Here is a 13,215-nt window from a genome sequence, read left to right as displayed (position 1 = left end):
TCCGGACCCGCGCTGACCTGCCGAAACACCCGCTTTCCTCCGATCTGCTACGGAATCCCGGACCGCAGGCCGATCCGCCTGGTCCACTGGTCCCGGACACCGATGGCCGCGGCGGGACACCGCGGCGACCGGCTCGTCCCGGTGCGAGGCAGGACGGTTCCGCGGCAGTCAACGGGGGTCGCGGACCCGTCGCCCGTCAGCTCCGGTGACCGGCACGGCTCCCGGCCGGCGCGGCGCCACGATCATCGCGGCCGGCCGGCGCGCGACACCGCGCTACTGATCGGCGAGTCAGCCGAGGTAGCTGATCGGTGGGTCAGATACCGGGTGGGAACTCCGGTGCGGGGGCGGCACCGCGGGCGAGCGTGCCGACGGAGGCGCGGCCGGGCCGACGGTCGCGGGTGCCACGGGCACCGTGACAGACCGCGGCGCGCGGGGCCGGCGGGAGCTCCTCGTCCTCGTCCTCGGCCAGGATCTCGGCGATGTCCTCGGCGGTCAGCAGGCCGAGCGCGGAGGTGACGTGGTGAAGTTCCGCGACCTCGGCCCGGCAGGCCGGGCACTCGTCGAGGTGTGCGACGGTCCGCGCCTGCTCGGCGGCGGAGAGCCGGCCGAGCGCGTAGAGCCCGAGAAGCGTACGGGTCGCCTCGTCGGTGCAGCGGTTCGCGGTCATACCAGCGACCACCGTGCTGCCGGATGCCGGATGATGCCCATCGCGCCCGCTCGCCTTCGCTCGTGGAGGTGTCGCCGGTTTAACGGAAGCGGGGCGCGCATAGTTCGACGTTCCGGTGAAGGTAATCCCCTTTCCACCCACTCGGACACCGGCGGCTATCAAGCGGACGAAGACGGGCCGGTCCGGACAGACTCAGGCGGCGGCACGGTCAGATGCGGGAAAACTCAACGGATGCGCCACTCCAGGATCGAGTAACCGTACAGCTGATGGTCGGACTCGGTGCTGCGCGCGGTACCGGTGATCCGGGCGTACCGGCCGGGGACCCCGCCGGCCGAGAAGGTCAGCAGACCCTCGCGGCCGGAGGTGGTGTCGTGGACGCGGGTCCAGGTGGTGCCGTCGACCGAGACCTCGACGTGGAACGCCTGCGCGAAGGCACGTTCCCAGACGATCTCCATGCTGCTGATCGCCCAGGTCTCGCCGAGATCGACGCGAATCCACTGTGGATCGACCTGGAACTCGCTGCCCCACCGGGTGCCGTCGTTGCCGTCGACCGCGGCCGCGGCCGGCCAGGTGCCGGACTCGACGCTGGACGCGGTGACCGGCCGGTGCAGCGCCAGGTTCGCGCCGGTCGGGTTGGGGCGTCCGGTCACGCCGCCCTCCGCGGGCGTGCGCACCGGACCGGCGGTGGTGGGCGCCACGACCGGCGCGCCCGGGGTGGCCGAGACGGTGGGGGCCGCCGACGGCGTACCGGCCGACGGCGCGGCGGCGGACGGCGTCCCGCTCGGGGCACCGGACGGCGGACCCACGGTGATGATCGTTACATCGGTCCCCGGCGGCCCCGGCAGCGCGGTGCGGGTGCCGTCCGCGCTGCCACCGTTCAGGTTGTTCCCGCCGATCGCGGCGGCGGCGATCGCGATGACACCGACCAGGACGAGCGGCACCAGCCAGGGCCGGAATCGCTCGACGGCGGACTCGCGCGGCACGGCCGGCTCCGCCGGGAGCGCCTGGGTACACCGCGCCTCGTCCTCGTCCTCGCCGCCGCTCGGGGCCGCGAGGCCGGGAGGCCCGGCGCCGGCATCACCGAAGGCCACGCCGGCCCCGGCGACACCGGATCCGGCCGCACCGGATCCGGCCGCACCGGATCCGGCCGCACCGGAGGCGGCCGCACCGGAGGCGGCGCCGCCGGACCATGCGATGCGCGATGCGGCGGTGCCGGACGCGGCGGCACCGGACGCGGCGGTGCCGGACGCGGCGGTGCCGGACGCGGCGGTGCCGGACGCGGCGGTGCCGGACGCGGCGGTGCCGGACGCGGCGGTGCCGGACGCGGCGGTGCCGGACGCGGCAGCACCAAATGCCGCAGCACCGAATGCGGCAGCACCGGATGCCGCGGTGCCGTGCGTTGCCGCGTCCCGGCCGGCCGGTGAGATCGGGCGGTCCGGCCGAGGCGGTCCGGCCGGTGACACCGGGCGAGCCGGCGAGATCGGAGCCGGCGGCGCCGACGTGGGGGACGGCATCGGGATCTCGGAGGCCGGTCGCGGATTCGCGGCCGGACCGGTCGGCCGGTCCCCGCGCGATCCGCCGCGCTGCCCGCCTCGGGTCAGCGGCGCCGGTGCGGGTGGCGAGACGTCCGGCGGAGCCACCTCGTACGGCGGCAGGCCGCTGAGCGCCACCGCGCGCTGCACCGGCGGCCGCCGGCCACCGCCCGGCACCGGATGCCCGCCACTGGCCGTCGGCGCGGAGAACCCGCCACCGCCCGACGGCTGCGCGTCCCGCCCGCCGGCCGAACTCGGCGCTTCCGCACCACCGCCGCCGGACGGCACGGCGGCGCCGCCGTTCCCGGCCGGGGCTGGGGCGCCGCCACTCGCAACCGGGGCCGTGGTGCCGCCACTCGCAACCGGGGCCGAGGTGCCGCCACTCGCGGCCGAGGCCGTGGCGCCGTCGTTCATCGGTGGGGGTCCGGCGCCGTTCCGGGGTGGCGGGGCCGGGTCCGTTCCGTCGTCCGGGGTGCGGTCAGGGCTCTCCATGGTCGTATCTCTCCTGATCCAGGTAGCCCTCGCGGCCGTACGGTCCGGTGAGGTCCTGACCGTCCGCGCCGCGCGGCGGCACCGCGAACCAGCCGGTCGCGTGCGCCGCCGGTGGTGCGTCCGGGACCGCGCGCGCCCGGGTGCCCACCGGGGTGCCCAGGTAGTTGGCCAGCAGCCGCAGCGACGACTCGGTCAGCTCGCCGGCCTCCAGCCACACGGTCTCCCGGTCGGCGATCCAGCCGGGCCGGTGGTCGGCGATGGTGCGGGCCAGCTCGAGCGCGGTCGCCGGCCGCCCGTCGAGGCGGAACGGGTGACGCCAGTCGGGCTCCGCGGCCACCACGACCGTGGGCACGCCGGCCCGGCCCTCGCGCAGCCGCTGCGCCACCACGGCGGCCTCCTGAGCCGGGGCGAGTGACAGCAGCGGCTCGTGGTCGGCGGCCCGGCCGGGCTGCCGTCGGGTCGCGGGGCGGGCCGGAGTGAGCGCGGCGGCCAGTTCCTCCTCGGTGAACGGGAAGCCGGACGGGAGCATGGCCGCGGCGCGCGGTTCCAGCCCGACCCGGTGCGGCGCGCTGGCCCACCAGCCGTCGTTGCGGCGCGCGATCACGGTCGACTGGAGCTGGTCGGCGAGCAGCTGTTCCACGTCCGGCGCGACCGGCGCGGACGCGATGAGCAGGACCGGGCGCGGGTCCGGGTCGCGGTGGGTGGCGATGATCTCGCCGAGTTCGCCGGGCGCGACGTCACCGGCGTCGGTGCGGACCATGCCGGTCGGCCCGTCCACGGTGAGCAGCACCGCGAAGAGCCGGTCGTCGCGGCGCCACCAGCGCGGCGTGGTGGAGCGCTGGTCGGCGAGGACCACGTCCGGGCGGTCCTCGGTGTCCGTGTCGAGCAGGTGGTTGAGTTCGGTGGGTACGAAGGTGACCCGGCCGCGCACGTCCGGTGGGAGCCGGTTGAGCAGCATGTGCAGCATCGGCAGGACGTCGTCGGGCAGCGGCAGCCCGGGCAGCCCGACCAGGATGGTGAGGCGCTGCGGGTCCCACGGGCGGCGGCGGACGTCGGCGACGTGCTGTCCGGCGTACGGCGGGCGGACCCAGAGGCCGAACTGGGTGGCCTCGACCACCCAGCGCTCGTTGAGGCGGTGGCTGCCGGTGCCGGTGGGCCGCAGGTCGGCGAGGAGCCCGACGGTGCCGATCGGCGCGGGCGGGACGCCGGGTGCGACGCGCAGCCGGGAGACCGGCGGTGTCCACCAGCTCTCGCCGGACGGGTCGACCGCGACCGAGACCAGCTCGAACTCGCCGTCCAGCGTCGGCAGGCCGGTGGCGACCTCGACCGGGCTGTCCCAGTGCTCGGCGATCAGCGTGGCCAGCCGCATCACCTCGGCCGCCGCGTCACCGTACGGCGCGATGACCATGGACGGGTCGAGCGCCTCCAGCATCGACATGACGGCCTCGACGCCGGGCGCGGGCGTGCCGGGGCGGCCGAGCACGATCGTGACCCGGTCCGGGTCGGCCGGGATGGCCAGGACCAGGTCGTCCAGGCTCGGGTCGGGCACGCCGGGGGCGTCCGAGAAGAGCCACAGTCCCGCGGGTACGGCGTACGCCCGCACGCCGCTGACCGGGTGCCGGGCGATCGTGTCCACCTCGGACTCCCAGTGCGGGCGCGGGAACCGGCGGCCGCCCTGGCGGACCATGCCGTCCGGGCTGAACCACCGCCAGCCGTCCAGCGCGAACATGCCGCCGCCGGGGACCAGCAGCAGCTGACCGTTCGGCGCGTAGATGTCCGCGTCGAGCTGCTGGGCGAGCAGGGCGGCGGGCGGCGGGCCGTGCGGCGGGCTCATCCCGGCGCCGGAGACGGCGAGCCGGGCGGCCGCGCCGGGCGGCACCGCGATCGGGAGCACCTCGGTGATCATCGCCCAGTCGTCCGGGCCGGCGAGCTGACCGACCACCGTGACCACGCCGGGCTCCGTGGGCAGCAGGCCAGCGATGGAGACGATGGCGTCGCCCGGGTCCGGCCCGACGACGGCCAGATTGTCCGCAACCCAGCGGAGCGCGCTCGCGGACCCACGCCGCGGGCCGGCCGGCAGCGCCGGACGGCCAGCGTGACCGATCGTCACCGCCGGTGCCCCGCCCGGTTTCCGAACACCCCGCCCGCGGGGGTCGGACGCCTGCGCGCATGGTGCTTGCGCGGGACCTCCGGGCTGTCCGACATCCGTTCCTTCTCCTACTGTCCACCCGACGATCCGGGTCACGAACCACCACATATTCGGCGCGGCGCAGGCGATTGTCAATGCACCGCGGGCGGCCCTCCGACGTTACTCGCCGGTCGCCCCGAAACGTGATCCGCAGTTTGCCGGAACGTCTCCGTTCAGGCCTCCATCTGCTGAAGAACGGCACGGAGCGCTCGCAGAGCGTAGTGCGCGCGTGACTTCACCGTACCCTCCGGGACGCCGAGCCGATCAGCCACATCGGACGCCTGCGCACCGCCGAAGTAGATCTCGATGAGCACGGTCCGGTGCACCGGGCTGAGCTGCCGCAACGCCTCCCGGACCAGGCCGGCGGTGAGCACCCGGTCCATCGGGTCGCCCGGCTCCGGCAGTTGGGTCAGGTCGGGCGGGCTGACCTCGGTCGGCCGCGCGCGCCGGGCCCGGCCCGCGTCGATGACCAGGTTACGGGCGACCGCGAACATCCAGGCACGTACGGTGTCCGGCGTCTTCGACAGCGTGGGGTAGTGCCGCCAGGCGCGCAGCAGCACCTCCTGCAGCATGTCCTCCGCAGCGGCACGGTCACCCAGGGTCACCCCGGAGAGATACCGGTACACGATCGGGCCGTGGGCCGCCTGCACCGCCCGCAGCCACGCGTCCGCCTCGGCGTCGACCTGCGCCTGCTCTCGTACGTCCACTATCCCCTACCGTGTCCGCCGGACAGGCGCGCCCCCGCGGCGCCCGGCCGGACCACTTCGTCGGTCCGAGGCCACATGCAAACCAACCAGGGAATCGTAAAAAAGCTATGTTTCCGACTTGTCCCTGAAGTCCGAGAGAAATGTACGCTTCGGACGGCTTCTCGCACCAGCCACGGTCGCAGGCAGGGCTCCCGCCCGCTCGGAGGTGGTCGCGCTGGCCCGAGCAACGGCCGGAGGACGAGCTGCCCGCCATCCGCTCGACGACCTTACGCGCTTCCTCGGCCGCGGCGAAGGCAGGGGAAAGAAATTCATCGAGCCCGGCCGCCGCACCCGCCCCGCCCATGTCAGTCCGGCGTGCCCGAGCCGCTCGCGCCGCGGTCCACGATCGCCTGCACGACCAGGGAACCGTCGGCCGCGGTCACGCTGAACTCGGCGAGACGGTCGATCGGCACCGGACAGGGGGCGTTGATCTGGATCGGGCCGCCGGTGCCGGTCATCTCCGTCAGCAGGTGCGACCCGCCGTCCACGTCGCGGGCGTAGAACCGGTGGAGCTCACCGCGCGTCAGGCCGGTGACCAGTGCCTCCAGCGTCACGGTGCCGTCGGCGTCGAGCACCGTGACGGAGAGCGTGACGTCGCCACCCTGCGCGTTCGTCACCAGCGTCACCGGTTCCGGCTGGCGCAGGCCGCCGATCATCGACGTGCCGAGCGCGACACCGGCGGAGAGCAGCGCGACCACGGCCAGGCCGACGCCGGCCAGCAGCAGCCGGGACCGGCGCGACCGCCAGCGCCCCGGGCCGGTGCCGCCACCGGGCCGCGCGCGCGGGCGGTCCGCGGCCGGGCGCACCGGTGCGGGCGGCGCGTCCGGTGCGGGAACCACCCGTACCGGCGGATGGTGGTGGTCGTGCTCCTCGGCCGGCTCGCCGGCGCGGGTGCCGAACTCCGCCACCAGCTCGCGGCGGTCCGTCTCGGAGAGCAGTGCGAGCATCACCGCCGCCTCCCCGAGACGATCCGCGTCCGCCAGGCACACCGCGCACGTGCCGAGGTGCGACTCGACCGCGCTGAGCTCCGCGTCGGGAAGCGCGCCGGTCAGGTAGAGGCCGAGCGCGGCGCGGAGCCGCGGCTCGGCACAGACGTCGTCAGCCACGGGGCATCAAGTCCTCTGCAGTTCCGCACTCGCACGTCCCGATGAGGATGTCAGGGACGCGCGAGTTCCCGATCGGACCCATGTCTGCCGTCACGTAGCCGACCGCCCGTTCAGTGCGATCCGGCCGAGCTGGGCTCGGTGGGCTTGGCCTTGTCCACCGGCGGGTCACCGGCGGGCCAGTCGTCGTCCAGGTCGTCCTCGGCCGCCGCCGCCCGCATGGTGCGCCGGAAGCGCAGCACGAGCAGCGCGGTGAGCACCAGCCCGGCCAGCACGGTGAGCAGGAACGCGATCCGGATCTCCTCGCTGCCGGAGACCGGCGTGGCGTCCCGGTTGTCCGACGAGACCAGCGTGGCCTCCTCGGGCAGCTCCCGGGTGACCGCGGCCTCCGGGTTGATCATGCCGTGGCCGTACCGGGGATCGGGCTTGCCGTCGCCCATCTGCGCGGACGTGGCCTGCAACCGGTGCGCGACCTGCTTCGGGTTCAGGTTCGAGTTGTAGCCGCGGATCAGCGCGACCGTGCCGGCGGTCATCGCCACCGCGTACTGCGTGCCGGTGCCGACGAACGTGGTGCCGTTGATGCCGAGGCTGGAGACGTTCACGCCGGGCGCGACCACCTCGACGGTCCCGGCCGCGTACTCCTCCGCGAGCTTGCCGTCCATCCCGACGCCGCCGACCAGGATCACGTCCTCCGGCGGCGTGACGCCACCGGACGTGGTCGGTGCCGCGGCGACCACCGGGATGCCGAGGTCCAGCGCCTTCTGCACGCTCTGCACCACCGGGTCCGCGGTGATGTCCACGTAGGAGCCGAGCGCGAGCACGCCGGGCTGCAGCTGGAGCGCGACGTCGATGGCCGCGGCCTGTGCGGCCGGTGCCGCGGTCGCGCCGTCCGTCACCACCCGGATCGGCAGCACGATCGAGTCCGGTGCCACGCCGGTGAACGGGTCGTTCTCGGCCGCCTGCGCCGCGATCAGGCCGGCCATCGCGGTGCCGGTGCCGAGGCAGTCCGTGTCGCCGCGGTTCTCACCGGTGACGACGTTGACGCCGGGTTGCACCCGGTTGAGCAGCTGCGGAGCCTGACCGTCCACACCGGAGTCGATGACCGCGACGGAGACGCCGGTGCCCCGGGTGTACGGCCACGCCAGGTCGGACGCGACCCGGGTCATCGCCCAGTTCGACGGCGAGCTGGCCGCGGTCGCCGCGACGCACTTGCCGGACTCCGGCGGCTTGGCGCCGCCCGAGGGCCGCGGCGACGCGGGCGCTCCGGACGGGGCGGCGCCGCCCGGGGACCCCGGCGGATTCGCCGGGTTGCCGGGATTGGCCGGGTTCGCCGGGTTGGCCGGGGCGCCCGAGCCGCCCGGGGCGGGCGCGGGTGCCGGCGCGGGCGCGGTGGTCGGCAGCACGCCGTACTGCACGCCGGGACCGACCGCGTCCCACGGCAGCACCAGGTACCAGCCGTTGGTCAGCTGGTTCGGGTCGCTGAGCGCGCCGCCGTCCGGCTGCCGCCGGCCGGTGTTCAGGTTGAAGACCTCGGTCGCGCGCCCGGCGTCGCCGAGGAAGCGGGAGGCGATGCCGGCGAGGTTCTCCGGCTGGCCCTGATAGGACGCGGTGACCGTGTAGTACAGCACGTACTCGTCGGCCGCGGCCGCAGCCGGAACGGCGGGGGTGGCGATGGTGAGCAGGATCGCGGCGAGCGCCGCCGCGATCCAGCCCATCGGTCGGGGCGTAGTCACTTGGAGAGTGTCCATCTCTGGTCGACCGCGTAGTCCTGCAGGTCCCACTGTTGGATCGGCGTGCCGTTGCCGCCGCAGCAGTCGTCGCCGCTCAGGTCGAGCGCCTTGCCGCTCTTCCGGTTGATGATGTGGTAGCGGCCGTCGCCCAGCGCGGCCAGTTTCCAGTGCTGCGTGGGGTCGGTGGCGGCCTCGTCCTGCTGCACCAGTTCGGCCCCGTTCTCGGTGGAGCCGTCCCGGATGCCGAGCACCTTGTTGTTCCACGCGTTCTTGATGAAGTACCAGCCGGGCTCGGGGGCGGCCACGACGCGCCAGAACTGGTCCCCGTCCCCGTTGGCGCTGAGGTCCCAGAGGTGCATGGTGGTGCCACCGGTCGTGGTCTCCTGGTGGCCCGGCACGTCGATCAGCCTGCCGCTGAACACGTTCCTGATCGCCCAGGACGCGTTCGGGTCCCAGGCCGGCGCGGCCGGGGACGAGGCCGGGGCGGACGGCGCCGGCGACGGCGGACCGGACGGGCTCGGCGACGCCGGGGCGGACGCGCTCGGGCTCGGACTCGGGCTCGCGGAGGTGGGCGCGACGCTCGGTGACGGCGACGGCGACGCCCCGGCCAGCCGGTTGTCCTTCTCGTACACCGGGGCCAGCGAGTCGACCATGTCCGGCAGCTGCGCGACGTGGGCGTTGCGCGGCACGCCGCCCTCGGCACGGACCGCGGTCATCCCCCACTGGTACGCCGCGAGCGCCAGCACACCCGGGTCGGTGACCTGGCCGTCGTTCTTCAGCTGCAGGCCGGAGAGCTGGTTGCGCAGCCCGCACACGGCGCTGCCCATGGCCGGGATCGCCGCCTTCGGGTCCCAGACCGAGGCGTTCGGCGACGGACGGTACAGCCGCCACATCTGCTCGGTGAACTGGGCGATGCCCAGGCCGCCGTTGTGGCCGCGCCGGTTCGGGTCGAACCCGGAGAGCGCCATCAGCTGGGCGGCGATGCGCGGAGCGGTCGCGGCCGGGCAGATCCGGCCGGCCTCGACGACCAGGTCGACGTACTCGTCCGGAACGGTCGCACCGGTGACCGCGGGTGCGCCGGACGCCTCCGGCTCCGCGTTCTCGCCGGTGAACTGCGGCTGGTCCGCGTACCAGTTGGCGTAGCCGACCACGGTGTCCACGTGCTCACGGGCGGCGTCCGGCACGCCCTTCTCCCCCACCACGGTGGCCAACCCGCTCTGCTCGGCGGCGACGGCGGCCTCCCAGAGGTCACCCGACACCCCGGCGGTCCGGGCCTGGCCGACGCTCTCGCAGGTGCGGTGCGCCAGCGCCAGCACGTTGGCCAGGATGTCCGCGCGCTGGGCGTTGGACCAGGGCGCCCACTTCTTCCACTCCTGGTCGTCCAGGCCGGCCAGCCCCTGGCCGGTGGCGGACCGCGCCGCCGGCTGGAACTCGGAGGCGGCCATCAGCTGGGCGGCCAGCCGGGGGCCGGTCAGGTCCGGGCAGGACGTCGCGCCGACCACGATCGCGGGGAGCACCTCGGCGGGGACCGGCCGGCCCTCGATCTTCGGCTCGGCCAGCGCCGGGCCGACCTGGAGGCCGGCCGCGACCACGCAGGCCACGGCCGCGGTGAACGCGACACCCGCCTCGACCCGCTGCCGTGTGGTGCGCAGGGAGCGCCAGGCCCGTACGCCGATCGACGGCAGCGCGGCCACCCGCCCCGTCACCGATTTCAGTACCACGGTTGCAGTTCCCTCTCCGCCAAAGGTGCCCTGTGAACGAGCCGGGCCACGGCACGGTTCACGAACGATCGAAGATTTTTGCCGGCCGGCCGGCGCTCAGAGCGTGAAGCCGCGCGTGGTCAGGTCCTCGTGCAGCGCGCGCAGCGCGTAGAACGTGCGCGACTTGACGGTGCCCTCCGGCACCGCGAGGTTCTGCGCGGCCTCGGCCACCGAGCGCTCCTGGAAGTAGATCTCGATGAGCGCGCTGCGCAGCCGCACCGGGAGCCGGGCCACCGCGTCCCGGATCTCCCGGGTGTTGATCAGCCGGTCGATCTCGTCGGCCGCGGCGTGCCGCTCCTCGAGCCGCTCGTCGAGCTGCTCCACCGGACGGCCCTGAGCCGCCCGGATGTGGTCGATCGCGATCCGCCGGGCCACCGTGAACAACCAGCCGCGGCTCCACTGCCCGTCGGCGGTGCGCGCCTCCGGATGGTTCCACGCCCGCATCAGCGTCTCCTGCAGGATGTCCTCGGCCATGCCGCGGTTTCCGCTGGTCAGACGCAACAGGTAGTTCAGCAGGATGGGGCCGTGGGTCTCGTAGGCGAGCCGCAGTGCCTCGTCGTGAGTCGGCAGTGACGACACCTCGCTCGGCGGCGCGCTGCCCGTGGCCGGATCCATGGGACTGATAACGGACGGGTCGTCACCGGAGTTCATCGTTCGTGGGGGTTTTCCCGATGAATCTTGACGGTGGGCGGTGCTCCCCATCGGAATCATGACCTCACTGACTGCGATGACCTGTGGGTACGGCCGGGACTCGCTCGTCATGGCGTTTCCGCATCCGGCTCGCCCGGCGTGGGCGAGCCCTCGACGACGTTCGCGGAGACGGTGAGCGCACCGCCGACCTCCCGCACGCTGAAGTACCAGAGCTGATCGGCCGGCAGCGGGAGGTCGCCGGTGAACGTGCCGCCGCCGGGGTCGCCGGACAGCGCGCCGAGCAGCAGGTCCGTGCCGTCGTCCTGGACCACGTACAGCTCGTAGGCGGTGCCGGCGACCAGCCCGTCCGCGGTGAGTCGCACGCTCACCCGGCCGTCCTCCTCGTAGAGCACGGCGGAGACGGACACGCCGCTCACCTCGTCGTCGATCGAGGCGACCGCGACCACGGGCGGCGGGTCCTCCGTCAGCAGCGGCCGGATCAGCAGGGCCGTGCCCACCGCGACGACGAGCACCCCGGCCACCACCAGCACCCGGGTACGGCGGCGGGAGCGCGCGCGGCGGTGCGAGTGCGGACCGCGGGCCAGCGGGCCGGTGGTGGGCCGCGGCGGCAGGTAGCCCTCGCCGAGCCGCAGCTGGGCACGGTCGATGGCGGGTACCGGGCCGATCCGGGCGACGGGACGCAGCTCGCCGGTCGCCGGCCGGACGGCCGCCTCCAGCCGGCTCGCCTGCGATCCCGCCGGATCGGTCCGGTTCGTCCGGTTGGCCTGGGATGTCGCCGGGTCCAGCCGGTTGGCCTGGGAACCCGCCGGACCGACCCGGTTCGCCTGCGACGCCGCCGGGCCCAGCCGGCTGGCCTGGGAACCCGCCGGACCGACCCGGTTCGCCTGCGACGCCGCCGGGCCCAGCCGGCTGGCCTGGGAACCCGCCGGGTCCAGCCAGTCGGACTGAGCCGTGCCCGGGCCGACCCGGTTCGGCTGGGACGCCGCCGGGCCCAACCGGTTCGGCTGGGACGCCGCCGGGCCGAGCCAGTCGGGGTGGGTCGCGGCCGGGCCGAGCCGGTTCGGTTGGGACGTGGCCGGATCCGGCCGGTAACCGGTCACCGACTCGTCGCCGTCGCCGGCGGCCGCGGGATCGGCGGCCCGCGCACCGGCCGGTCCGCGTGGGTCCGGCGGCTGGTCGAGCCCGCGGAACACCGCGGCGTTCGCCGGGAACTCCGCGGGCGGGCGGGCCACCGCACGGTACGCCTGCGACTCGCCCGGCGGGCGGACCACCGCGCGTGCCGTGGGCAGCGGCGGCTCCGCCGGGGAGATCGGGATGCCGGAGATCGGGATGCCGGAGACGGGAATGCCGGAGATCGGGATCGCGGAGACCGGCAGCAGCGAGGTCGGCAGGAACGGGCGCGGGGCACCGGGTGCGCCGAATAGCTGGTCGTCCGCGGCGGTGCCGGCCCCGTCCAGGCCGAACTCGTCGACGAGCTCGCCGGCCTCGTCCTCGCCCAGCATGCGGAGCACCGCGACGACCCTCTCCAGCTGGTCGCGCTCCACGCGGCAGGACGCGCAGGTCTCCAGGTGCGCCGTCACCCTCCCGTGCTCGGCCTCGGTGAGCCGGCCGAGCACCAGGAAGCCGACGAGGGACCGCGCGGTCCCGTCGTCGCATGTGGACGCACTCAACGCTGGTCACTCCCTCCGGGAACGCCGCACGACGGCAGCGACATCCTGCCGTAGTCTCATCGGTCCCGCACCGGCGCGGCCCGCTCGCCCACGGCATCGGTCCAGCCCACGCCCGCGTACCCGGGCCAAGTGATCTTCATCGCATCGCTGACCAGCGCGACCACGCCGTCCCGGCCGAGCAGGCCGTCGGCCGCCAGCGTCCACTCCGCCGCCGGCCCGAGCGCGACCCGGTCGCCGGACCACAGCTCCCGGGTCGGCTCCAGTTCACGGCGCAGGACGGCGAGCCGCTGCGCGATGTCCGCGGCGAGCACGCCGATGATCTCCCCGGCGTCGGACGGGTCGGCCGGGGTCATCGGTACTCCCCACCGGCGAGCTCCACATCGGACCGGCGCGGTGCCGGTGCCGTCCGCTGCAGGCCACCCGCGATGTCGTGCAGCGCGTCGTCGAGCATGCGCGCGTAGATGTCGTACCCGGCCAGCAGGTCCGCGAGACGGGACGGCGGCATCCGGAGCCGGTCCGCGTCCAGACCGGCCAGGTGGTTACGCAGCGTGCCGAGGCGGGCGGCGATGTCGGCCGCGGCCTCGCGACAGGCGTCGGCCGCGTTGCCCCCGCCCTGCAAATACGGTGTAATTCCGCTCATAACGCCTCCAGGCTTGGAAGAACACCCTGAGAACGG

At 74.7% G+C, this 13,215-nt stretch carries 11 protein-coding genes; all 11 read right to left on the bottom strand.

Going from position 1 to position 13,215, the window contains the following annotated elements; all coding sequences use genetic code 11:
• Positions 1-313: 313 nt before the first annotated feature.
• Positions 314-667, bottom strand: a complete 354-nt coding sequence (locus J2S44_RS30990) for an anti-sigma factor family protein (protein WP_310421092.1) — start codon at positions 665-667, stop codon at positions 314-316.
• Positions 668-891: 224 nt separating this feature from the next.
• Positions 892-2,691, bottom strand: a complete 1,800-nt coding sequence (locus tag J2S44_RS30985) for a discoidin domain-containing protein (RefSeq protein WP_310421090.1) — start codon at positions 2,689-2,691, stop codon at positions 892-894.
• Positions 2,678-4,801 (bottom strand): hypothetical protein, encoded by a 2,124-nt coding sequence (locus J2S44_RS30980; protein ID WP_310421088.1) that lies wholly within the window; start codon positions 4,799-4,801, stop codon positions 2,678-2,680. The genes J2S44_RS30985 and J2S44_RS30980 overlap by 14 nt, the downstream gene beginning before the upstream one ends.
• 251 nt (positions 4,802-5,052) lie before the next feature.
• Positions 5,053-5,586, bottom strand: coding sequence for a sigma-70 family RNA polymerase sigma factor (locus tag J2S44_RS30975; protein WP_310421086.1), 534 nt, complete (start codon positions 5,584-5,586; stop codon positions 5,053-5,055).
• Positions 5,587-5,930: 344 nt separating this feature from the next.
• On the bottom strand, positions 5,931-6,731 hold the full coding sequence (locus J2S44_RS30970; RefSeq protein WP_310421084.1) for a zf-HC2 domain-containing protein: 801 nt from the start codon (positions 6,729-6,731) through the stop codon (positions 5,931-5,933).
• Positions 6,732-6,841: 110 nt separating this feature from the next.
• Positions 6,842-8,461: a S8 family serine peptidase gene (locus J2S44_RS30965; protein ID WP_310421082.1), complete on the bottom strand. Its 1,620-nt coding sequence runs from the start codon at positions 8,459-8,461 to the stop codon at positions 6,842-6,844.
• Entirely contained in the window at positions 8,458-10,164 is a 1,707-nt protein-coding gene (locus J2S44_RS30960; protein WP_310421080.1) for an RICIN domain-containing protein, read from the bottom strand. Before J2S44_RS30960 ends, J2S44_RS30965 begins: the two co-directional genes overlap by 4 nt.
• 111 nt (positions 10,165-10,275) lie before the next feature.
• Positions 10,276-10,833 carry a sigma-70 family RNA polymerase sigma factor gene (locus J2S44_RS30955; RefSeq protein WP_310421078.1) on the bottom strand — a complete coding sequence of 186 codons (558 nt, stop codon included), beginning with the start codon at positions 10,831-10,833 and terminating at the stop codon, positions 10,276-10,278.
• A gap of 143 nt (positions 10,834-10,976) precedes the next feature.
• Positions 10,977-12,539, bottom strand: coding sequence for a zf-HC2 domain-containing protein (locus J2S44_RS30950; RefSeq protein ID WP_310421076.1), 1,563 nt, complete (start codon positions 12,537-12,539; stop codon positions 10,977-10,979).
• Positions 12,540-12,595: 56 nt separating this feature from the next.
• Positions 12,596-12,892 (bottom strand): hypothetical protein, encoded by a 297-nt coding sequence (locus J2S44_RS30945; RefSeq protein ID WP_310421074.1) that lies wholly within the window; start codon positions 12,890-12,892, stop codon positions 12,596-12,598.
• On the bottom strand, positions 12,889-13,179 hold the full coding sequence (locus J2S44_RS30940; RefSeq protein ID WP_310421072.1) for a hypothetical protein: 291 nt from the start codon (positions 13,177-13,179) through the stop codon (positions 12,889-12,891). Before J2S44_RS30940 ends, J2S44_RS30945 begins: the two co-directional genes overlap by 4 nt.
• Positions 13,180-13,215: the final 36 nt, after the last annotated feature.

The sequence above is a fragment of the Catenuloplanes niger genome (assembly GCF_031458255.1).
GTDB lineage: Bacteria > Actinomycetota > Actinomycetes > Mycobacteriales > Micromonosporaceae > Catenuloplanes > Catenuloplanes niger.
This window is presented reverse-complemented; position numbering and strand designations above follow the sequence as displayed.